The sequence below is a fragment of the Pseudomonas sp. TSO6 genome (assembly GCF_056098905.1).
In genome coordinates, this window is record NZ_JBLZWV010000044.1 from 1 (window position 1) to 22,730 (window position 22,730).

The following is a 22,730-nucleotide window of genomic DNA, read 5'->3' on the forward strand; positions in this document are numbered from 1 at the left end:
CTCCTACAGGAGATCGCATATCCCTGAAGGAGCGGCCTTGTGCCGCGAATGGGGCGCGAAGCGGCCCCCGTTTTTTTATGTAAAGCGTCAGGCCTTGCTCGAATGCCGCTGCTGGCGCTCCATGTAGCGTTCCACATATGAGCAGGACGGAATCACCGTATAGCCCATCTGTTCAGCGTACTCCAGCGCCCGCTCGGTCAAAGCGGCAGCAATCCCGCGGCCCCGCAAGGCGTTGGGCACGAAGGTGCGATAGATGTCCAGCGTCTGCTTGCCCAGATCCATGTACGTCAGATAGGCACGATGACCGTCCACGGTGGTCTCGAACTGATGACCGGCCTGGTCATGGTGGATGGTCAGCGCTTCGCTCATCACTACTCCTCGCAGGTCTTCTCGGCAGACCCATACCTTAACCGATGGTGGTTTATCCGGCGCTAAACCCTCTACGCCACCTGTTGCCCCTTCGACCTCTGGACGACTGTAATCGTTCGGATCCTCTGGCACTCACAAGATAGTAGGCGCCGCAAATGGGATTGCTCAAGGTGGCAGCGGCGAAAAATGGCGAAAATGCTGAGAAAGCGACTCTTCCCTGCTACCTTCAACAGCCGCCGGATGTTGTAGGGCTTAAGACGTCGAAGGACAGTTAAAGTCACCGTTAGTTCAACAAAAAAGTTCCGGTACTACAATCGCTTGCGAACCCTGCACGTTTTTTTCACGCGCACGTCGCAAATCTTGTCGGCGTGGCGCCAAGCCACATTTTTTTTGCAGTTCTTGCGCTCAGTCAGTTTACTTACTACAAGTAATGGGTACTATGTACGCCGGCCAGTTTCTCTTTCCTGAGAGATGGCTATTTAATAGAAAGTCCTTGAAGGGGAACACGATGAACAACGTTCTGAAATTCTCTGCTCTGGCTCTGGCCGCAGTTCTGGCTACCGGTTGCAGCAGCGTATCCAAAGAAACCGAAGCTCGTCTGACTGCGACTGAAGACGCAGCAGCTCGCGCTCAAGCTCGTGCTGACGAAGCCTACCGTAAGGCTGACGACGCACTGGCAGCCGCTCAGAAGGCTCAGCAGACCGCTGACGAAGCCAACGAGCGCGCTCTGCGTATGCTGGACAAAGCCAGCCGCAAGTAATAATCCTCGCGGATTGTTAAGAAGCCGACCCACTTGTGGGTCGGCTTTTTTATTGCCTGCCAGCAAGGTAAATGCGCCAGGCAGTAACGAAAAGGCCCGCACTAAGGCGGGGCCGTGATGTGTCGCAATTACCTTACTGCAGTTCTGGCGGAATGCTCGACACCATAGGGGCGCTGCCCTGGTTCTCGACCGGCACGGCAATTTCTACCGGCATGCCATCTTCTGCGGCCACCACGTCACGCACCATGTCCCAGTTCATACGCAGGTTATTGGCCAGGTCTTCACGCTTGAGCAAGGCGTTGATAACGGCGGTGTGTTTATCGACTACCGACGGGTTACCCTGGTCGTCCAGCGGCGTGTGCGCTTCCAGATAGACCTTGCCGCCACTGATACCGAACTTGTAAGGCTCATTGATGATGCGCACCGGCGTACCCACCGGCACCATCTTCGACAGTTCCAGCACGTTGTTGTTGAGCATGCGGAAGCAGCCGTGGCTGGTACGCATACCAATGCCGAACTTCTTGTTCGAACCATGGATCAGGTAGCCCGGCACGCCCAGGGTGAACTTGAACGGCCCCAGCGGGTTGTCCGGGCCAGCCGGCACTACGGTCGGCAGGATGTCACCGTCCGCCGCGTGCTCTTTGCGGATCGAAGCAGGTGGCGTCCAGGTCGGGTTCGGCGTCTTGGCGGTGATCTTGGTATTGGCGATCGGCGACCCCCAACCCTCACGACCAATCCCTAGCGGGAAGGTATGTACCACGTTCTGCCCTTTCGGGAAGTAGTACAGGCGGTACTCGGCCAGGTTGATGACGATGCCTTCGCGCGGGCCAGGCGGCAGCACGTAGCGGGTCGGCAGGATGATCTCGGTGCCAGCGCCCGGCAGCCAAGGGTCGACGCCCGGGTTGGCGGCAATCATTTCCAGGTATCCGAGGTCGTTGGCGGTGCCGATGTCGGCGAACGTGTCCTCGTACTTTGCCTTGATCACATGCACCTGACCGACGATGTCTTCACCGGGCGGTGGCAGTGGCAGCTCCAGCGCAGCAGCGGGGCCCGCTACCAGCAGGGCGGCCAGGGACAGGCTACGGGTGACGGCAGGAAAGCGCGGCAACATCCGGTAAATCCTTCGAAAGGTGGGTCAAGAGGATCGATTGTACACCCGCGCCGATGCAAGCGGGAGGCATTGGCGCGATGCAAGCGTTTCAGATGATGAAAGGTGCTTGCCGTTCAGCTCGCCTGCAGCTCTGGCCAGACCGGGCGCATGCCGCGCCGCTGGGCATCGAGGATGGCTCGGCAGAGGTCACACAGCCGGCTATCGCGGTAGATCGCGCGCGGCACCCCCGACCAGCGCGGCTGCGCCGGCAGCAGGCCGCCGCACAAGGTACGGTCGACCGGCACGCCCAGCTCAAGCTGGCGGGCCACCAGGTGGACGCGGATTTCCTGGCAGGCGAACAGGTCGAGCTGCTCATCGGGCTCGATCAGTTGGTAGGCATACAGGGACCAGGCAGGGCGCGGCATCGGGGGCACTCGAAACGGGGGGCGCAACATTAGCCGAAAGCCCGCCCCGTTTAAAGCGTCACAGCAAGGGTTTTATCGCCGGCCAGGCATTTTCCAGCAGGCGCTGCTGGGCACCTTGGGCCGGATGGATACCATCGGCCTGCATCAACTCAGGCACGCCCCCTACCCCTTCGAGGAAAAACGGCACCAACGGCACCTGTTTGTCCGCAGCCAGCTGTTCATACACCTTGGCAAAAGCGGTGGTGTAGCGCACCCCGTAATTGGGCGGCAGGCGCATGCCCAGCAGCACCACCTTGGCACCGGCCTGGCGTGCCCCCTCAATCATCGAGGCAAGATTTTGTTGCAATTGCGCGGGCGGTTGCCCACGCAGGCCATCGTTGCCGCCCAGCTCCAGCACCACCAGGCTCGGTTTATGCGCTGCAAGCAGCGCCGGCAGCCGCGCCTGGCCACCTGCGCTGGTGTCGCCGCTGATCGAGGCATTGACCACTTTGTCGTCGAAACCTTCGTCCTTGAGGCGGGTCTGCAACAGAGTGACCCAGCCCTGGCGGGTATCCAGGCCAAAACCGGCGCTGATACTATCGCCAACAACCAGCAGTGTTCCCGCCGCCGCGCTCTGGGCCAGGCAATACAGGGCCAGACCGGCACTCAACCACCACACTCGCATCGGATTCTCCATGGGCCCCAACATACTCGTTGCGCAGAACCTTAGCAAAGTGGTCCCCAGCGCGGAAGGTGACCTGACGATCCTCCACGCACTCTCCCTCGAACTGGCCAAAGGCGACAGTCTGGCCATCGTCGGCGCCTCGGGCTCAGGCAAGTCGACCCTGCTCGGTCTGCTCGCCGGCCTAGACCTGCCCAGTGCCGGCAAGGTCATCCTCGCCGGCAACGACCTGGGGCCACTGGATGAAGACCAGCGCGCCCGGGTACGCGCCGAACATGTGGGTTTCGTGTTCCAGTCATTCCAGTTGCTCGACAGCCTCAATGCGCTGGAAAACGTCATGCTGCCACTGGAGCTGGACGGCCGCCGCGATGCCCGCGAGCAGGCGCGCTCCCTGCTGGAGCGGGTCGGCCTCGGCAAGCGCCTGAGCCACACCCCACGCCAACTGTCGGGCGGCGAACAGCAGCGGGTAGCCATCGCCCGCGCCTTCGCCGCACAACCTGCGGTGCTGTTTGCCGACGAGCCCACCGGCAACCTCGACAGCCACACGGGTGAGCGCATCAGCGACTTGCTGTTTGACTTGAACAAGGAGCGCGGTACCACCCTGGTGCTGGTTACCCATGACGAACGCCTGGCCCGGCGCTGTCGCCGCCAGATCCGCCTGGACGCGGGGCGCCTGGTGGCGCCGGTGGAGGCTTGATGAAGCACATGCCGTTGTCCCGCCTGTGCGGCCTTGCCCTGCGCCAGTTGCTGCGCGACATTCGCGCCAGCGAAGTGCGCGTGCTGTTCTTTGCCCTGCTGGTGGCAGTGGCCGCCAGCACCGCCATCGGCTATTTCGGCGCCCGCCTGAACGGCGCCATGCAACTGCGCGCCAGCGAATTCCTGGGTGCCGACCTGGTGCTGCAGGGCAGCGCCCCCGCCCGCGAGCAGCAGATCGATACCGGCACCGCACTTGGCTTGCGTCACGCGCAGGTGGTCGAGTTCACCAGTGTGGTGGGCGGCGACAACGGCATCCAGCTGTCCAGCGTCAAGGCCGCCGACAGTGCCTACCCATTGCGCGGGCAAGTACGCAGCGCGCCGGCGCCCTATGCCGAGGAAACACCTGGCGGCGGCCCGGCACCTGGCGAGGCGTGGGTCGAGCCCCGCCTGTTGGCGGCGCTGGGGCTGGCGATTGGCGACAGCATCGACGTAGGCATGAAAACCCTGCGCATGAGCCGTGTGCTGACTTACGAACCGGACCGCGCGAACAACTTCTACAGCCTTACCCCACGGGTGATGATGAACCTGGCCGACCTGGAGGCCACCGGTGTAATCCAGCCGGGCAGCCGGGTCACCTACCGCGACCTCTGGCGCGGCGATGCCGGGGCGCTGGCCCAATACCGCCAAGGCGTGGAAAAAGGCCTGGCCGCCAACCAGCGCCTGCGCGACACCCGCGATGGCAACCAGCAGATCGGCGGCGCCCTGGGCAAGGCCGAGCGCTACCTGAACATGGCCAGCCTGGTGGCGGTGCTGCTAGCCGGGGTCGCCGTGGCCTTGTCGGCCAGCCGTTATGCCGCACGTCGTCTGGATGCCAGCGCGCTACTGCGCTGCCTGGGTCTCTCGCGCCGCCAGGCACTGGGCCTGTATTGCCTGCAACTGGCCATGCTCGGCCTGGTTGCCGCCCTTGCCGGCGCCCTGCTCGGCTGGCTGGCACAACTGGGCCTGTTCCGCCTGCTGCACGGCCTGCTGCCAAGCGTGGTGCCGGCAGGCGGCATCATCCCGGCCCTGGCCGGCATCGGCACCGGGTTGGTTGCACTGGCCGGCTTCGCCCTGCCACCCATTGCCGCCCTGGGCCAGGTCCCGCCACTGCGGGTACTGCGCCGTGATCTGTTGCCGATACCGCCCAGCAGTTGGTTGGTGTACGGCGCCGCTCTGTTTGCGCTTGGCCTGATCATGTGGCGCCTGAGCCTCGACCTGTTGCTCACCTTCGCCCTGCTCGGGGGTGGCCTGGTCGCCGCATTACTGCTCGGCGGCCTGCTGTTACTCGGCTTGCGCAGCCTCCGCCAGCTGCTGGCCGGGGCGCCACTGGCCTGGCGCCTGGGGCTGGGCCAGTTGCTGCGCCACCCCACGGCCGCCGCCGGCCAGGCCTTGGCCTTCGGCCTGATCCTGCTAGCCATGGCGTTGGTCGCCCTGCTACGCGCAGAACTGCTCGACACCTGGCAAGCTCAGTTACCCAAGGATGCGCCCAACCATTTCGCCCTGAACATCCTGCCGGATGATCGTGAGCCGTTCGCTCAACGCCTGCATCAGGTCAACGCCACTTCAGCGCCTTTGTACCCGGTAACGCCGGGGCGCCTGGTGCAAATCAACGAGCAACCGGTACAGCAAATCGTCAGCAAGGACTCGGCAGGTGAGCGCGCCGTGCAGCGCGACCTCAGCCTGACCTGGGCGGCCGAGCTGCCCGAAGGCAATGCACTGACCGCAGGCAACTGGTGGCAAGCCTTGCCCGCCAGCGACGAAATCCCCGGTGTATCGGTGGAGGCGGAGCTGGCCAGCAGCCTGAAACTGAAAATGGGCGACCTGCTGACCTTCGAAATCGGCGGCCAGCAACGCCAGGCCCGGGTCAGCAGCCTGCGCAGCGTGCACTGGGACAGCTTCCAGCCAAACTTCTACATGATCTTCCAGCCCGGCACACTGCAGGGGCTGCCGACCACCTACCTGACCAGCTTCTATCTGGCCCCGGGCCACGACCTGGACGTGGTGGCGCTGTCACGGGCATTCCCGGCGGTGACGATCCTGCAGGTGGATGCCTTGCTCGACCAGCTGCGCAGCATCCTCGCCCAGGTGACCCTGGCGGTGGAGTATGTGCTGCTCTTCGTACTGGCCGCCGGGCTGGCGGTGTTGTTTGCCGGCCTGCAGTCAACGCTGGACGAACGCATCCGCCAGGGTGCCTTGCTGCGTGCGCTGGGGGCGGCGCGGCCATTGCTGGTCAAGGCACGGCGTATCGAGTTCGGCTTGCTGGGGGCGGCCAGCGGGTTGTTGGCCGCAGTGGGCTGTGAGCTGATTACCCTGGTGCTGTACCGCTATGCCTTCGACTTGCAGTGGAGCCCGCACCCGTGGCTGCTGGCGTTGCCGCTGGCGGGGGCGCTGCTGGTGGGCGGTGCGGGGGTTCTGGGGACCCGGCGAGCGTTGAATGCCAGCCCGTTGGCGGTGTTGCGCGACAGTTGAGGGTTACCCGCACCGGCCCCTTCGCGGGCACGCCCGCTCCCACAGGTCCGGCACAATGCTCAAATGCTGTGATATTCCTGTGGGAGCGGGTGTGCCCGCGAAGGGGCCGGTGCAGACAACATCAATTCATTGGCCGTAACTGATGCTCTTCACATACCAGGTCGCTTCACCGGTAGGTGTGTGCACCACCACCTCATCGCCCTCCTCCTTCTTGAGCAAGGCCCGCGCCATGGGCGAGTCGATCGAGATGTAATCGTTGCGCCCGTAGATCTCGTCATAGCCGACAATGCGAAACTTCATGGTCTCGCCATCGTCATTCTCGATCTCGACCCAGGCACCAAAAAACACCTTGCCTTCCTGTTGCGGCGAGTAGGCCACCACCTTCACATCTTCAAGCCGCTTGCGCAGGTAACGCACCCGGCGGTCGATTTCGCGCAGCAGCTTCTTGTTGTACTGGTATTATCACCCCACTATCCATCCTACTATTTCAAGCCTCCCCACCACCCTCTCTCTGAACCTCAGTCACAGCCATCGAGCCGCCCCCTCAGGCACAGCAACTATCAATACGCTTGGCCACCACGACTGTCGTCCGCAGCCCCCAACCATAAAAAATGAGAAGCGATTTCATCGATGGTGCGGGCCGGTCGCCTCACCTCTGCGCCATGAAATTGACGCACCTGAAAAGCAGATAAACCCAGGGGATGAAGCGCAAGCGATATACGGATGAGCGTTGCCGTCGCTGCTTATATATAGAAGGGAGATGCCTTACCAAGCTCACAAATCAAAAGCCCTGTCGCCTCATCACGAAGACAGGTGAAATCGGAGCAGCGTGAGCAGAGAGCAGAGAGCAGAGAGCAGAGAGAAGAGAGGAACGCAGGAACGCAGGAACGCAGGAACGCAGGAACGCAGGAACGCAGGAACGCAGGAACGCAGGAACGCAGGAACGCAGGAACGCAGGAACGCAGGAACGCAGGAACGCCTTGCCCAGACAGGCTGCATAATGCAGAATAGATCTATATCTATCTCACTATATTACTCTAGAGATTAACCCGGTGTCAATACTTGCTATTCATTTCGTTGAGATTTCTGATGACCACGCCTGCGGGGCGAGCCAGCGACGAGAGTGGATGCTTGCAACCCTCCTGCCCTGGCCGGGCGTAGCAGCATGAGCAGCGTGATCAAGGTGAAGGTCGACTACCGGGGGCCGACCAACGTCACCCCGGTGCGTCTGCCCGGCCTGCTCACCAATCACGGAATTCTGCTATCCCTGCTGCAGTATCAAAGCGAGAACTCTAGAAGTCCTTCCTGGCGAGAGAAACTCAATTTAGCCGTCAGACTCCTGCTGGATTTTATATCCCAATGCGGGATTCCATTCTCTTCAGCTACTGAAATGCTAAAGGCATTTAGACATGCATTAACTCATGGCACAGTCAATCAAAATCTAGAAGACCCCACAGAACTCTATTGGAGTGCCCGTGCCGACAGTGCGGCATCTGAGTTAATTCATATGCTCACCGAGTACACGGACTGGCTGGCCCGTCAGCCGGGGCATAGCGAAGTGCTATTAAATCCAATTAGAGAAGCCACTAATCACGAAGAGCATTTGAACTGGTGCGCCTATCATAACAAACAAAACAGGAAACTCTTAAATCACCTCACATCTGTAGATGAGACAGCGGCAAACCGTTTTGTAAGGGAAATTAGAAGGCAGGGACATTCCAGTATAGTAGTCGATGAAGTTAAGAGATTCCCTGAAGAAAGCTTCAACAAGCTCATAGATGAAGGCTTTGTTCGCGCAAGCGTCAGGAGCAATAGCCCAAGAGAATTCAACGATTACAAAAGCCAATCGATGACTTTGCTAATGAACTACGGCGGCGTTAGGAAGAGCGAACTCTTCCACCTCTATCTTGATGACATTGATATCGATGTCGATCGAATGGAAGCAATTGTCAGAATTCATCACCCTTCTTTTGGAAGGGTGAAGGACTCAAAATACGCAAACCGCGAAGAGTACTTGCTTAAAAAATTCCGGATGAAGCCGCGACATAAGCTTATTAAATCAGAGACTCTACACGCAGGCTGGAAAGCACCGACAATTAACAGCGATAAATTTTTTGAGGTGCACTTTTACCCGCCCTCAAAGGCTCAAGAATTTCTGCTAGCCTTTAAGAACTACTTACTCTACCAGCGTGTGGAGCCGAGTGGTCACGGACACCCTTATGCATTTACCAATAGCGAAGGCCGACCAGAAACAATTAAAAACTTCCAGCGACTGCACAAGGCGGCCGTTGAGAGAATAGGTCTTCCGCGAGGAAAGTACTTCGGCACGACTGAACATGGCCACAGGCATGCCTATGGCTATCGGCTAGCAGAAGCTGGATTCACCCCTCTGGAAATCCAAAAGAGCATGCGCCACAGGTCGATAGAGTCCAGCCAAGTTTATACACAAATGACCAATTCCGACCTTCGAAAGAAAATGCGAACTATTGAATCGACGATGAACAGTTCATAGCGACCGATTCGAAGGCACCATAGAGAAACAGACGATCACCGTACTTTAATAGGTGAGACGGATTTGCTCGCCCTAAAATACGTAAACGTAACAATACACACGCATACGCAAGCCTTAAGAGATCAGCCATGGCAAAACATAAAGACTTTTACAAGACTCTCGCAGAAGCTAGTGCTGCGTGCGTCGCACTCAAGATCAGAACTTTTGATGAGTACATGACCCGGCGCCACGAGGATCCACTACTTCCTCAAGCGCCACATCAAAAATACAAGGATGAATGGCGCGGCTTTTCTCACTACCTAGGGAAAGAGGCTGTACCTTTCTTATCTTACGAAGACGCACAGAGTGCAGCTCTTGGCTTAGGAGTAAAAACCGCAGAGGACTACGCGCGCCTCTACAAAAAGAATTACCGCCTACCATCACGCCCAGATATTGAATACAAGTGGGAATGGGAGAGCTGGGGGGAATTCTTAGAAAAGCCCTCTAAGTATGACTTCTATGAAGCTCGAAATGTAGCGCACTCCTGTAGCTTTCGCTCCGCCAATGACTACCGAGCAACATGCCTGAGCATCGACGACAGACTCCACACCGCACCGCAACTTTTCTACCCTGAATGGACGAGCTGGAATGACTACCTTAATATCAAAGAAGTTATTCTTTACACTTTCGAAGAAGCAAAGTCTGCCGCCAGGAACAATGGAGTAAAAACATACTCTCAGTATCATGCTTTTAGAAAAACTGACGGCCGGCTGCCATCCAACCCCAACCTCACCTATAAAAAACAGTGGACTAATTGGCGAGATTTTCTCGGAGTTAAAAAAGAACCCTATGAAGAATACGATGACGCAAAAAATGCCGTAACCGCCCTAGATATTTCCTCTAGTTCTGAATACTCAGCATGCTACGCCGAGGATCCAAGGTTACCGACAAACCCAGCGGAATTTTACGGGACTTCTTGGGAAGGTTGGGAACTATTCCTGGGATCGCCTAAGAAATACTCAACAATTGAAGAAGCATCTTCAGCCGTGCGTAGTCTTTCAATAAAAAGCAAGTTCGATTACATTGCGCGATATAGTGAAGACCCCCTACTACCTAAATGTCCAGACATTTTTTATCATGAGACTTGGGGTACGAGAAACTGGAGAACTTTTCTTTTTGAGGGGTATTATGAAACAATCCAGGCAGCAGGTGCTGCCGCAAGAAAACTGGGAATTTACAAACCCTCTGATTATTCCAAACTGCGCAAGTCCGATGCTCGACTCCCTTGGCATCTTCAGGATTATTACAAAGACTTTAAAGACTGGGAAGGCTTTATTCTCCCTGAGCAATGCAACAGCTTAGAGGATTTAAAGTTTGCAGTAAAAGCTCTAAACATCAAGGATAGCCTTGAATATCGCGAACAACAGCGAAATTATTCATGCCTACCAGCGAACCCAGATAGGGATTTTAAAAATGATTGGGTCGACTGGTACGACCTCTGCGATATCATTCAGCCATACACCTATGAAGAAGCCATAGAGAAACTCCATCCGCTGGGACTTCTCTCTTCAGGTGAATATAAAAAATACACTACGCGTTGCGGCGACCGCAGATTTCCACTTACACCAGGCAAAGTGTACGATAAACATTGGCTTGGTTGGTCGGTTTACTTAGGAAAGGCTGAGCCCTACGTGATCCGCACGCTACGCGGCCCTTATCAAGAGTGGCAGCCGGCGATTTCGACGTTCTTACGCGCAGTTCGAGGAGCCGCTGTAAAGGAAAATTATTTAGTTCGATTCGTAAGAGACTTTTTGGAGCCGCGAGGAATAGGAGCCAGCCCAACGTTACTATTCACTATCGACCGATTCAAGGCAGAAGAGTTTAAACTCTATATTGAAAGTAACAAAGAGACCCTTCAGCGAAAAATCGTAAATGCACTCAAAGAATTTTCTGCGCATTTCATTGAAAACCACTTGAGCATCAAAGATGAGTGGACGGACGAGTGTGTGATTATTGAAGGGGCGCGAGATCCTTTCGCTTCGTTCAGTAAAGAGCTTGGGCAACTTGTCGAATCTGGTACGCTTGGCGAGACAATTAAGCCCTGTCTAGCCTACCACTTTGTGGCCGGACTGCGTAACTGGATCATTCCGGAAGGTGCTAAAACCTTTTCAGACTTGAAGCACTTTCATGCATTTGAAGCTGACTGGTATGAAGTTGATGAGTCCTTGGTCGACCCAAACGATCCTGATTGTGTGTACAAAATTGTCGATGGAAAGTACAAAATCTGGTTTCCCGCCGCATGGATGCACACTTTTTCCCTTTCATCAGTACCACTACGAGGCACTCAAATCGCCTATGTGGACTCCGGCGAAGGTGATGATGAAATTCCTGTGCTACGAGAAGGAAAGATCAAATGGATCAAAAATCCGAACAGATTGAGAGGAAAGACTAACGAACAAGGCTTCATCAAGAAATATCCGAGAAATGAAATTGGCATGCACGTCACCACAAACAAGACCTCTCGCAAGCGAACATCGTATGATGTCCCGTGGATACCAGAGGCGCTTGCGATCTGGACTATTCGCCTACGCGACTGGCAAACCAAGTACAATCCAATCAGACGCGCGATGCCATGGATAGAGTGCAGATACACTAATTTCTCAGAGGTTGATCTCTCTAAGAAAGGCAGCAATTGCTTCCTATATCGCGAATTTGGTGAAGAAGAGTGCAGCCGCACCTTTTCCTCCAGGCTACATAATAGATTGGCGATCGCGCTTTACAATTCGCAACCTAAGACGATGGAGCTCGCTACAGCTGACGGAGATCCGCGCAGGGTAACATCCTATAAATCGATCTATACCCCGCACACAATGCGGGTTAGTCTGATCACTGCCTATGTAATGGAATTCCGACTACCGATTGAAATGGTTGTGAAAATTGCCGGCCACAGCTCTGTAGTCATGACCATCTACTACGTAAAAATCAATCAGGAGCTAATGCGCCTTAAATTTACAGAGGCGGAGAAAAGAGCTCTATCCGACAAAGCCAAATTAGACTGGCAAAAAATTCAGCAAGGCCGCATGAATGAGATTCAACATCAGCTCGTCACCAACAACTCTGAGGCCGTTGAGCGATTTTCGGGCAGCATCAGCCCTGGAAGCACATTGTTCCGTGACTACGGAATTTGTCCTTTTGCTGCAGAGCGCTGCAGTGACGGGTTTCTTGGCGAAAAAGGAAAGTATAACATTGTACCTGCTGGTTATCTTGGCAGCGAGAATTGTATCCGTTGCCGGCATTTCATTAGTGGGCCTGTTTTTCTGGGCGGGCTGCTGTCGCTAGGAAATGAAATTTCGCTTGCAGCCACCCTTCAATTCGACCACATCAGTGAAATGCAAGAGAAGATAGCTGAACTCGAGGAGCGTGCTACCCAGTGCCGAGATGAACAGTACGAAGTCGAGAAGCTCGGCAACACTTATAATGAAACTGAAATAAATCAAATAGAGCTGGAAGTGGCTGGAATCGAAGGGCAAATTTCTAACGCATCACGCAAAGCTGACATGTACCTGTCCGACATGAACGCTATCAAACGCCTCATAGAGCAATGCCAGGCAGTAATAAACGATCGTGTCGAGAACGACGATGGATCAGAGAGCACTCAATTGATCCTGCAATCTGATCACGAAGTCGAACTCGTCATCGGTGAATCATCATTTTTCTATCAGCTAAACGAAGTCTGCGAAAATGCCCAAATCTACGTTTCCGCTAAAGCAGAACTTGCCTTGGCTACTCGATCTCAACACATCGACCGCCTGCTCCAAATTAACGATCTCAAGCCAACATTTTTCAGGCTTGACAATAAACAACAGCTTGCTATTGGCAACCAACTCACCCAATTCATGCTCAACCGCTTGCAGTCATGGGAGAAGTTAGATGCGGTGATGGAGGGTCGCTTGCTAATGCGTGACTTACCTGAAGACCAACGACTAACTGAAAAATCATTCCAACAGTTACTCTCCGGTCAAAATGCCGTCACCGTACTTTCTAACGCTGATGCAGAAAAACGTGAGGCAAGAGCAGACTTTGATATTCAGAGTAAGAAGGTAGGGCAACTTAGCCTTGAATATTCTGAAGAGAGTGATGATTATGGGGTTCTAGAGCACTCATGATGCATCCCGAAGAAGTACTGGCTCAGCTTAAGCTTAACGCCAAAGCCCGCACCCAAAGGACACTGGACGCGGTCTATATGGCGTGCAAGGAGCAAAAGGATCGCGGGAGTACTGACTTTAGCTACGCAATGATCGCTAGGGTCGGGAAGGTATATGGTGTCCCTGCGGTGCAGAGCCTTCACAATGCTAGTGGTGAATCATATCGGACGTTGATAGATTCATTCGCTGCCGGAGTGCCAGCAAAGACACCGAAGGTAACGGGCCAGTATTCTTGGATTGAGAATCTTCCGACAGGTGAAACAAAGCTTCTCGTGAAAATCATGCTCGCTGAACTGAAAGCTGCGGAGCGGAAGCTGCGTGAGATCGTGCCACCGAATAAGATTTTTGAGATTGATATGCGCCCTGAGCCGTCAGTGCAGTTTAAGCTTCTGCCAGGCGAGCGCCGGGCCCTGGAGTACATTTGTTCGGAGAGTTTCTTCAACAAGCACTCCTTGACTCGCGGTGAGCGTGGCGATGCGTTCGGCGCGGGCGGCGAGCAACTGTTTCGTCCGGGCACAATGGATGCGATTGAGAAAGCATTGAAACATCTTTAATAGGTGCCCTGTTCATTAGACACCCACCTCAGGGTGGGTTGAGCTTCTGGACAGAGCCTCAGTGGGTAGTGCGGCTGCGCCGCGCACTCCTCTATTTTGATAAATATGAGGTCTGTCTCCGTGTCGGATGCAGCTCCTGCGTGATAGTCTTGCTCGCAGATTGGGGGTTGTGATACCTCAGAAACTCAAGGCTGCTCTTGTTCCTTTCAAAAAGCAGGCCATCGCTTTTCTTACCTAGGAGGCTGTGTTGCCTACTAACATCATTACTCGTGAAGGCCACAACGCGCTCAAAGCAGAGCTGGATCACCTCTGGCAAACCTATAGGCCTGAGATCACTCAGAAGGTCGCGTGGGCAGCATCCCTGGGCGATCGCAGTGAGAACGCTGATTATCAATATAATAAGAAGCTTCTGAGAGAAATTGATCGACGTATCCGCTATCTACGTAAGCGTTTAGAAAATATTCGCGTAGTCGACTACTCACCAGAGCAAGAAGGTAAGGTTTTCTTTGGTGCTTGGGTTGAGATAGAAAACGAAGATGGTGAGACAAAGAAATTTCGAATTGTTGGCTATGATGAGATCTATGGGCGCAATGACTATATTTCAATCGACTCACCGATGGCTCGTGCACTGCTGAAAAAATCCATTGACGACGAGTTTGTAGTGCAAACACCGACCGGCGAAGCAGTCTGGTTCGTAAATTCTATTCAATACCCGCAGAGTTAAGGCTTAGCCCACCTGCTGTAGCCGGCCTCTTCGAGTCGGAATTGTCGATAGGCTCGGCTCAACCCTCCATGTGGACTTTCCGGGTTACCTTCAGGCGGCGCTCTCACCAATCATGTGATAAGCCAAGAGTTTAAATGATTGCCGGGCACGTATACCTTTCGATCTGGACAATCAGATTTCACAGCTCGAATTGTTCAGTCTTCCATCGTCAGGATTCAACGAACGGCAAGCACATCAGGCACAGCTCCCGGCTATACAGACATTGGGCAGTCATGAGAGCTTGGCGGACACCTTTCCGAAAATAGGCAGATAGCCGACCTAGCGTGGTAGTCGCGCCCGCGGAGTACATTTGTACTCCATTTGTATTTTCATTAGCCTGATTGTCATTGATGGACTCTGACCTACGTTTACTGCTCTTCACCTTCCTGGGTCAAGCGCCGCCTCGCTGATGAGGCTATAGAGATGCTCCGCCACTGCTCGACACGAGTTTAAAGGCCATGCTACTTTCTCGCTTCAGATGAAACCTGCATCTACGCGGTCGGCGCGCGGCGGCTAATGCCACAGGTAGCTCCACCCCATTCTATGCACGCATTTCGACCATGGTCAGCGGGCAGCCGACACCCTGACGCTATTGGAGAGATGCCATGCGCGTTCCTGTATACCCTCAAGATCTTGCCCGCAATCGCGGCTTCAAGTCCCTGGCTAAAAGGCTCTGGAGGCAATGGTGCGGCCCCAACCCGATCTCGCTCGACTTGGCTCAAGAAATTCTCGCTAAAGGGTTCGGATACCGTGATTTCCATGACCTTCGCCAAGAATCGAAATCTTGGACACCTGGCGCCCCTTCGCCGCGACTCACTGACATCAGGTGCGGAATCCTGACTGCAGCGAAAGCTGTGATGAGTCTTCAGGATGCGCTTGCTGCTGACCAAGCTGAACTTGAGCGGTTAGTGGCGTCTTTGCCCCTCACAGTGCTCATGGCAACCACAGCCCTCCAGGTAAACCGGATGCAACTCGAGAGTAGCCAAGGAACACTGATCGGTATTTGCATTTCGACGTTCGAGCGCCCTGCGGAGCTGTCAGAGAGTCTTACATCCTGCCTGCAGTGCCCTATGTACCGACCCGAACTCAACAGCTACGATACGACGCAGACGCAATGAAGTTAGGGTGTCACGCTGTGACAGGATCGTATTCCTAGCCTCGGTATCCAAAGCTGTAGCCCCTACGGGAGGGTCGATGGCAAACGGTTACGACTGCTCTAGTTCCACTCGCTAAGCATGAAGGGCGCTTTAACCAGCATTGACTGGGCGCCCTTGAGCTCCTCGTCTTCTTAGTTTTACACGCAGTTAACTCGGTCACCTGACCCTGAAGCGAGAAGGTTTGTCATCTCAAATCTTCAGATCGGGCGATGCCATAGAAATCTCAAACCCCTTTTCTGCATAGCGCCGGTGGTGCATCTCACACGACCTTACCGCAGAGCGATAGCCATCAACTGGTCGATCACCGCTTTCAGCTGGATAGTCCTCTGGACTCATCGCTCTGAGTACGGTCAGCTCGTCAAAATTTTCCTGGGCTTCGGCAGTGCGCCGGGCAATGATCGTCCGGGTAATTTCCAACTGCGCTGTGCTTGGGCCTTTGTCCCAGTAGAACTGCTTGAGATCCTTATAGATCTGTAGATGACGGGTATCGAAGCCGCCGAGATGCCGGCTGGCATCGAAGGGGTACAGGTCACTGTCGTACTGGTGAAGCACGAAATCCTGGAGTAGGTAGGCAGTACCATACTTACCGTCTAGGAGGATACCCTGATGAATTTCATACGGTGATTGAGGCACGTCCAAGACTCCGCTGATAGACGAAACATCAGTGTAAGCCATGTTCGTCTAATTGACCGGAGAGATGAGCAGGTAACATGTAAGTCAAGCGATTACTTCTACGGCACTTCCCGAAAACCAGGCCCACCGGAAAACAACCATTCATCGGGAAACTTGGCCGCCCCCCTCTTAGCTCCGCCGAAAAAAATGATATGAGCTGATACCGTTACTTTCGCAAGGCATTGATCACAAGAACAAAAATTATAAACAATATATATAAATTGACAAGTATCACTAGCTGAGCGCCTCAGCATAAAGAGATGCATCGACCGCACCCACTTGCTTTTCCGATAGAAAATCCTGCAGTCTGGAAGTCACTTACCATCAAACACCCCGCCGTGACGAAGGAGGACATCTCTATGAGCAGCTACAGCCAACATGTGGATGAAAGCATTGCACTTATTAATGAATTAGGCGTTTACAAAACGTCTGCTGGCACCTGGGCGTTTACCGACATGGAAAGGGCAAGCTCAGGTTACATTCATCACTCCCGTATCCCCGTGGCTGTGGCTGCCTATGCAGCTATTGACCCTATCTTCGCCGCAGGTCGCATCCCAAACTACGAACTCGTAGAGTTGATCATCAAAATCCCTTGCATGGACGCAACTGAATACACTGCGCTAGCTATTATCTGCGGTGCAGAGCCACCGCTCTTTCCTTCGGCTGCCCAGCGAGGAGAGATTTTTGGGGAAACCGCCTGGAAGATTGTGAATGACTATGGGTTAGAAAGCTGTTTCACCCAGGTCAGCCCCTATGGTGATGAAGGCCGTCACTACACAATGCGACCAAAGGCTTTCGATTATGATCAATCTGAGCCCATTCCAGAGCGATTGGAGGCCATGCGTAAGTCGTACAGATTCATGGAACCCGTACAGCAGATCATGGTTCTTACCCTGTTGCACCTTTATCTCGGGGAGCGCGACAAGATTTTTCTCATCGGAGGATGTCCAACTAAAATTTCTGCTGTAGAGGCTCTTAAAACGCTTCGCCAGGATCGCGTGGCATTGAAGATTTGGGCTCACCTTGTAAGCCATTACGCCGGGTGGTGATCTCTCCGATCCATGACAAACGGCTGACGCTGTTGGTGTGCTCAGCCGCTCTCCTGCAAGTCACAACGTGGAAGACCACGCGATTCCCTCGACTCCAACTTCGTGAATAAAAACCGCAGCCCCTGCGGGAAACGCGATAGCTCTCCTGCCGCCTTCAACTCGGTTAGATCCAATATCCGCACTTTCCCAATATGGAAGAGCACAGGTAGCGCAGATCGGTGGAAGCGCCCAGTCAACTCTGGAAAACGAAAGTGCAACAGTGTACAGCTATGCGACCAGTCCAATCGTCTGACTAATCTCCAACCCAGGCGGCCTCTTCGATCCCGCAGCGGCGACATGCACATGGCATGGGATAGACCGCTGACAGCCCTGGCGAAGTGCGGTAAGGTGCCGTGGGCAGTCACTCAACATAGCTTCTCAGTAAATGATTTATTAAAAAAGCGCTTGCAATGAACGAAATACAGGCTGAGAGAACCGATGGAAACCTTAACATTAGAAAAGATTGAAACACTGGCGATGAAATATAATCTGATTTTCGGCCCCTCAACAATAGCATCTGGCCCCAAGACAAAAACCTATAGGCTTGCCATTGGCTTCATCTTCCTTACAGTGATTCTCATGGGCGTATCGATCGCAGCGCAAGTAGCCGATTCGAATCTCACACTTCCCCTTAGCCTTACTGCCGCCATCTTCGAACTTATCGCGTTATACTTACTGGCGCACAGGTACGAACCGCAATACCGGCAGTTCATGCTCAGAAAGCATCGCATTCTTGGTAATGAAAGCAATTTCTCAAAAAGCAAGCTCGAAGACTATAAAACAGTTTGGTTAAAGCGAAACGTTAATGCACCCGAGGCTTCTTATCTAGAGATCGTAGAAAATCTTAACAAAGTAATTGGCCTCAGCAAAATCTTCAAAGAAAATGCGCTTACTCTTGGAGAAAATATTCTTAATCACATATTTAGCTTCAAATTGTTTCGCGGATTTTTTACCCTTGGCTTTGTCGGGCTCGCAATGAATGCTACGTTCCGAATACTGGACAACAATGAGAGCTTGAAAGTGCAAGCAGCTCCATACCTTCATAATCTCACAGCGTATACTGTTACCAGCATCGTTCTTACCATCTATAGCGTGGTAGTCTTTGGCATGGTTGCACTAGCCTGGAGAGCTTCGCGGGACTTCTACCTAGAGCGCCGTAAGGGAAAGTGCTCCAAAAACACCTTAAACTTTTTTGTTCAAGCTCTGCTAAAACGGGCCACCTTACCGATCTCTGACGCAAGATTACCCTTGAAGGCGGCGGCTTAAATTATGCGCATAACCGATCGATGGTGGTCGCCACTCAGTACAGCGTAAGCTCCAGTGCTCCCGCTAAGACGCAGCCACAACCTTGGTGAATCAGGCGGAGGGCATAGACTGGAGTTCCCACCCTCACAGCGGACGCGCTCACCTAGGCGGCCGTTGTCTCGGGACAGACCCAGCAGGCCCTCTCAACCCTACTAATGCCGACGAGCAGTGGTTGGGGAATCTGAGGAATAGCCAGGAATCTAGGGGGCACTTGATTCGGCGCCCCCTACCGCCTCATTAGTCGCGCCTCCCGATCATGCGGCTTCCTCAGACTCGTTATTCGCCTTCGCTCGATTTACTTCCCAGGGCAAAGCAGGCTGAGAGCGGATTTTTTTGTATTTGCCCTTTGCAAACATGTAGATCTGAAGCTCCTTGAAGCGTCGCTTCCTCCCGGATATCTCATAGGTGATCAGGAACGCTATCAGCGGCTTGTTGGCGGTCTGCCAGCGCTTGCAGATCTGTTCAATTGTGACCTTGAGCTTTCCCTACCCTACGAGCCTGGATAAAGGCCTTGGCAACGATTCAGCCGGCTTCTTCGAGTCCGAAGTTTCAATAGACTCGGCTCAACCTCCCTCGTCAATATTCCTGGTAACGGGCCGAGTTTGCGCATAGAAGCCCTTTAGCGATGCGCCCCACTTGAACCCTCCCCTCTCGATCTGGCAATGTAATTTCGCGCTCGTTCTTGGCCACTTAGGATGAGTAGGGTCTGCCCGGAGAATTCGGCGCATGCCACTCGTTGCCCCATTAGTCGAAGCATGGAGAAGTGATGCGAATTTTTATCGACGAGTCAGGATCGTTCGCCTACGCAACCGATAATAACGCCTGGAGCACCATCGGAGCAGTGGTCATCCTCGACGAGGCGAAGGGCGCTGCTGAAAGTGCGCTCCAACAGTTCAAAGTAGAGAATGGGTTTACAGTAACTGACGAGGTAAAGCTCGGAATGGCTGGCAACGAGCTGAGCTACTTCCGGCTGCTAAATCGGCTCGCACAGCTAAATTGCACATTTTATGGACTGGCGACAAACGCTCACCTCAATACCCCCGAAGCTGCGCGCCGACACAAAAATCAAGCTGCTGAGGCGCTGGTGAAGCATATCGACAAAATGGTTCACCAAAGCATGAAGGACAGTATTCTGAACCTCTCCCAAAAAGTGCTAGGCCTGTCAGATCAGCTCTACATTCAGTTCGCAAGTCAAATCCAATTGATGCACTACATAATTTCTCAGGCGGTAATTTACTACGTACAAAGGAGCCCGGAGTCATTGGGTTCATTTGCATGGCGCGTGGATCAAAAAGAGCCTACGCGAAAAACTGAGTTTGAAACCGTATTCGAAGAGCTCAGCGCACCGTATCTACAGACGCTGTCTCTAGATGACCCACTCATAATGATCGAAGGTTTCGATTACAGCCACATGGCGAAGTATAATTTTGAAGAGCGCCCAACCTATCTCCAAGAGCAATACGGAATGGATGTTGACCTGAGCGATGTGTTGGATATCGGTAAATTAATTAGAGAGGATTTCCAATTCGTCGATTCTCAGAGTGATTTCGGTATCCAATTGGCGGATTTACTAGCCTCAGGGTTGAGACGGTGTCTGAAAAAAGGATTCAAAGACAACCTCAGAGCGGCGGCTTTTTTAGGGCGGCTAATGGTTGCTCGCGGACGCGGTCGGCATCCCTTGCTGCTGCTATCGATGGGCGAGGAAAAGGTGCTCGACAAGCCCACCGAAAGGCTGGTCAAAATGATGAAGCGACAGCAACGACCTATGATTCGTGGATGAGTCATCGGTAGGAGCTCGCACATGTCGATGACAACCACTTTGTAAGCAGTGGTTGCGTCTGCGCCCTTTGACTGAACGTACTCATCGAGCTGGTCATACCCGGCAACCCGCCCTTCGCAAACCAGGTCGTCATAGCAAGCGACAATGTCCTCCAGGCCCGTATCCGAGCGTGTCATCAGCACTTTCATCTCAGGGTCGAACGCTTGCAGCAACTGAATCAACTCACCAACCTTCATGTACTCACCCCACTCCGCGACGATGACCTGACGCAACTGCTCGCCCTCTCTCCTGCAAGCTCAGGATAGAAGACCTAGCGACGACTCAGCCGGGCCTCTTCGAGCCCGAAACGCCGATGGCTATGACCAAGCAGCTTGCCGCACCGTGAAGACACCAAGCCTTAACAGATGACAGAGCCGTCGATGGCCATGATGGATCTGAACGCTACACCATGAGCCTCAAAACCAAGCTTCGGCCACTCTGACCTGTAATCCAGGCAATCATGATGATGTCCATGCACGACCATTTTTGCGCCCATTGCCTGGGCTTGTTCATCGATCTCTGAGAAACCGTGAGGGTGGCAGCTGGGAGCCTCATGGCAGACCAGAATGTCCGCCTTCTCCATAGCGAGCGTGAAGTAGTCGTCCGGGTAGATTGCAGAAAGCGCGTGCTGCTTCTTCGTCGCTACGATGTCTTCGTGGTGAGGTCTGAGCGCCAGACGGTCGAGGTAGTCTGCGTAATTCTGGATGCCGGTATCAGGGCTGCCTGGTAGCCAGACTTGCGACTCGAATGTGCCACCCAGCCCCGCTATGCGATGGCCAGCAATCTCCACTACCCGACCATGCAGGCTGCGTTCAGCGAGACCGCAGCCATGGAGGTTATGCCAATAGGCTGGACGATCCGTGTCATGGTTGCCGTGAATGAACCAGATCTCAGTGATGTCGAGGATCGGGCGCATGATCATCTTCAGGGGCAAGCTGCATTCGAGGTCACCCAGGAAGATCACTGCCTCGGGACGACGAAGCTTCACCAGTCGGATCACATGATCAAAGCGCCCATGTACGTCGCCTAGAAACCAAATCACTCGTTTCCCTCACGCAATCGTATCCACAGATGATCCGGCACTGGCACAGTCAAGCCGCACTAATGTAGCGACTCGCTCAACGCCCCGGCTTTATAAAGCTGGTAGTCGATCACTGTCAGATAGAGATGGTCTGCCTCAAGGCGCAGCCGTTCAATTTCAGCTGGAGGTCGATTGTTAGCCGTCGCATCGTTATAGGCTCGAATCGCTTCCAGCGCTTGCCTCAGCAGTGGCTCATCTGCTTCAGCCATACCCAGCAGCGTTCGCTTCAATTCAGGCAGTTCAGGTATTCCTACATTGCTACCAGTACAAGCGCCATCGCTGAAACCTGACACTTAGGAAGCTCCGGTGCAACAACTGATGGTTCGGCATGAAAGCTACTAAATCAAGCACCAGGTGCTGACGTTCTTGTCTGATTAACGCGGGCGTGCCCTTTCGGAGCCGGCTGTCGTGAACCAAGCCCCCGGCGTGCGCCGTGGTCTCGGCCCTGCAGGCGTCCATCCGTCACGCCTACGCGCTCCGCTTGTTGCGAATTCTAGTTTCGTAACGATCAGATGCCAGCTCTACTAACGGAAGCCGTGATACAAGGTCTACTGCCAACCTCTCCAGGACATGCTAATCATGAAAGAGCTACGGACAGCTACTGAAGTCCTTGAGCGTCTCAGCCATAACCAGGACGCATTGCATGCCGCAATCGAAGAGTTGGCTAAATGGGTTGGTGATAGGGCCGCAGCTACGGTTGTGGACAACGTCAATGGGGCACTTGCCACCCTGGACGACAATATTGATGCCGTGCGGCAGGGCATCGCGGTACTGGTAGCGGCGAGCGTAAAACCTTAGGCGGGCTCCTGCCCGAACAACCGATGCAGTACTGAAGCTGAAGGATGCAGATGGGGTGGGAGACTATTTGGAATTATGCTCGGCAATAATTATGTCCCAGCGATAATTTTCTAACCGGAAGCTCTAGCTCACCAATGGAGCCCATCACGAAAAACTACCACCGCGGCTGGGGAAGTGAGGAGGATGTGGAGCAGCCACCCCCTAAGGGGTTTAGAAGTTACCGCTGTGGGAGCGAGCGACGATGCTTGCACACCGTCTCCCAACGACCCAGGCGGAAACGCTCGTATT

19 protein-coding genes and 1 pseudogene are annotated in these 22,730 nt (G+C 54.2%); 12 read left to right on the forward strand and 8 right to left on the reverse strand.

Going from position 1 to position 22,730, the window contains the following annotated elements; genetic code table 11:
- Positions 1-87: 87 nt before the first annotated feature.
- Complete coding sequence (locus ACN6NG_RS19530; protein ID WP_016500542.1) at positions 88-369, reverse strand: GNAT family N-acetyltransferase; 282 nt, start codon at positions 367-369, stop codon at positions 88-90.
- Positions 370-877: 508 nt separating this feature from the next.
- On the opposite strand from ACN6NG_RS19530, the gene oprI reads away from it, so the two are divergent.
- On the forward strand, positions 878-1,129 hold the full coding sequence (gene oprI, locus ACN6NG_RS19535; RefSeq protein WP_003259780.1) for an outer membrane lipoprotei OprI: 252 nt from the start codon (positions 878-880) through the stop codon (positions 1,127-1,129).
- 133 nt (positions 1,130-1,262) lie between these two features.
- On the opposite strand, the gene ACN6NG_RS19540 is transcribed toward oprI, so the two are convergent.
- The 3 genes from ACN6NG_RS19540 to ACN6NG_RS19550 form a co-directional block, all read right to left on the reverse strand.
- A complete protein-coding gene (locus tag ACN6NG_RS19540) occupies positions 1,263-2,240 on the reverse strand; it encodes a L,D-transpeptidase family protein (RefSeq protein ID WP_016500543.1) in 978 nt (325 codons plus the stop codon).
- A gap of 113 nt (positions 2,241-2,353) precedes the next feature.
- Positions 2,354-2,644, reverse strand: coding sequence for a hypothetical protein (locus ACN6NG_RS19545; RefSeq protein WP_016485900.1), 291 nt, complete (start codon positions 2,642-2,644; stop codon positions 2,354-2,356).
- 58 nt (positions 2,645-2,702) lie between these two features.
- A complete protein-coding gene (locus ACN6NG_RS19550; protein ID WP_016500544.1) occupies positions 2,703-3,308 on the reverse strand; it encodes an arylesterase in 606 nt (201 codons plus the stop codon).
- A 10-nt stretch (positions 3,309-3,318) separates the two neighbouring features.
- Here ACN6NG_RS19550 and ACN6NG_RS19555 point away from each other — a divergent pair, with 10 nt between their 5' ends.
- Both ACN6NG_RS19555 and ACN6NG_RS19560 read left to right on the forward strand, forming a co-directional pair.
- A complete protein-coding gene (locus tag ACN6NG_RS19555; protein ID WP_016500545.1) occupies positions 3,319-4,002 on the forward strand; it encodes an ABC transporter ATP-binding protein in 684 nt (227 codons plus the stop codon).
- Positions 4,002-6,509 carry an ABC transporter permease gene (locus ACN6NG_RS19560; protein WP_197862879.1) on the forward strand — a complete coding sequence of 836 codons (2,508 nt, stop codon included), beginning with the start codon at positions 4,002-4,004 and terminating at the stop codon, positions 6,507-6,509. Before ACN6NG_RS19555 ends, ACN6NG_RS19560 begins: the two co-directional genes overlap by 1 nt.
- 126 nt (positions 6,510-6,635) lie before the next feature.
- On the opposite strand, the pseudogene greB (ACN6NG_RS19565) reads toward ACN6NG_RS19560, so the two are convergent.
- Positions 6,636-6,968 (reverse strand): annotated as a pseudogene (gene greB, locus ACN6NG_RS19565) (transcription elongation factor GreB); the annotation flags it as partial.
- A 706-nt stretch (positions 6,969-7,674) separates the two neighbouring features.
- On the opposite strand from greB (ACN6NG_RS19565), the gene gmtY reads away from it, so the two are divergent.
- The 5 genes from gmtY to ACN6NG_RS19590 all read left to right on the forward strand — a co-directional run bounded on the left by gmtY (position 7,675) and on the right by ACN6NG_RS19590 (position 15,640).
- A complete protein-coding gene (gene gmtY / locus ACN6NG_RS19570) occupies positions 7,675-9,021 on the forward strand; it encodes a gamma-mobile-trio recombinase GmtY (protein ID WP_474315592.1) in 1,347 nt (448 codons plus the stop codon).
- A gap of 128 nt (positions 9,022-9,149) precedes the next feature.
- Positions 9,150-13,166 (forward strand): gamma-mobile-trio integrase GmtZ, encoded by a 4,017-nt coding sequence (gmtZ, locus tag ACN6NG_RS19575; protein ID WP_474315594.1) that lies wholly within the window; start codon positions 9,150-9,152, stop codon positions 13,164-13,166.
- Positions 13,163-13,759, forward strand: coding sequence for a gamma-mobile-trio protein GmtX (gene gmtX, locus ACN6NG_RS19580; protein ID WP_474315597.1), 597 nt, complete (start codon positions 13,163-13,165; stop codon positions 13,757-13,759). The genes gmtZ and gmtX overlap by 4 nt, the downstream gene beginning before the upstream one ends.
- A gap of 247 nt (positions 13,760-14,006) precedes the next feature.
- A complete protein-coding gene (greB, locus tag ACN6NG_RS19585) occupies positions 14,007-14,483 on the forward strand; it encodes a transcription elongation factor GreB (protein WP_474315600.1) in 477 nt (158 codons plus the stop codon).
- A 644-nt stretch (positions 14,484-15,127) separates the two neighbouring features.
- Positions 15,128-15,640 carry a hypothetical protein gene (locus tag ACN6NG_RS19590; RefSeq protein ID WP_474315602.1) on the forward strand — a complete coding sequence of 171 codons (513 nt, stop codon included), beginning with the start codon at positions 15,128-15,130 and terminating at the stop codon, positions 15,638-15,640.
- A 228-nt stretch (positions 15,641-15,868) separates the two neighbouring features.
- Here the strand turns inward: ACN6NG_RS19590 and ACN6NG_RS19595 are convergent, their stop codons facing one another.
- Positions 15,869-16,354 carry a hypothetical protein gene (locus tag ACN6NG_RS19595; RefSeq protein ID WP_474315604.1) on the reverse strand — a complete coding sequence of 162 codons (486 nt, stop codon included), beginning with the start codon at positions 16,352-16,354 and terminating at the stop codon, positions 15,869-15,871.
- Between the two features lie 356 nt (positions 16,355-16,710).
- Between ACN6NG_RS19595 and ACN6NG_RS19600 the strand changes: the two genes are divergently transcribed.
- The 3 genes from ACN6NG_RS19600 to ACN6NG_RS19610 all read left to right on the forward strand — a co-directional run bounded on the left by ACN6NG_RS19600 (position 16,711) and on the right by ACN6NG_RS19610 (position 20,524).
- Positions 16,711-17,400 carry a hypothetical protein gene (locus ACN6NG_RS19600; RefSeq protein WP_474315607.1) on the forward strand — a complete coding sequence of 230 codons (690 nt, stop codon included), beginning with the start codon at positions 16,711-16,713 and terminating at the stop codon, positions 17,398-17,400.
- Positions 17,401-17,877: 477 nt separating this feature from the next.
- Complete coding sequence (locus tag ACN6NG_RS19605) at positions 17,878-18,705, forward strand: hypothetical protein (RefSeq protein WP_474315609.1); 828 nt, start codon at positions 17,878-17,880, stop codon at positions 18,703-18,705.
- 805 nt (positions 18,706-19,510) lie between these two features.
- On the forward strand, positions 19,511-20,524 hold the full coding sequence (locus ACN6NG_RS19610) for a DUF3800 domain-containing protein (RefSeq protein ID WP_474315611.1): 1,014 nt from the start codon (positions 19,511-19,513) through the stop codon (positions 20,522-20,524).
- A gap of 397 nt (positions 20,525-20,921) precedes the next feature.
- Here ACN6NG_RS19610 and ACN6NG_RS19615 read toward each other — a convergent pair whose 3' ends face one another.
- Positions 20,922-21,605, reverse strand: coding sequence for a metallophosphoesterase family protein (locus tag ACN6NG_RS19615; protein WP_474315614.1), 684 nt, complete (start codon positions 21,603-21,605; stop codon positions 20,922-20,924).
- 59 nt (positions 21,606-21,664) lie between these two features.
- A complete protein-coding gene (locus ACN6NG_RS19620) occupies positions 21,665-21,853 on the reverse strand; it encodes a hypothetical protein (protein WP_306381544.1) in 189 nt (62 codons plus the stop codon).
- A 370-nt stretch (positions 21,854-22,223) separates the two neighbouring features.
- On the opposite strand from ACN6NG_RS19620, the gene ACN6NG_RS19625 reads away from it, so the two are divergent.
- Entirely contained in the window at positions 22,224-22,442 is a 219-nt protein-coding gene (locus ACN6NG_RS19625; protein WP_474315616.1) for a hypothetical protein, read from the forward strand.
- Positions 22,443-22,730 lie beyond the last annotated feature (288 nt).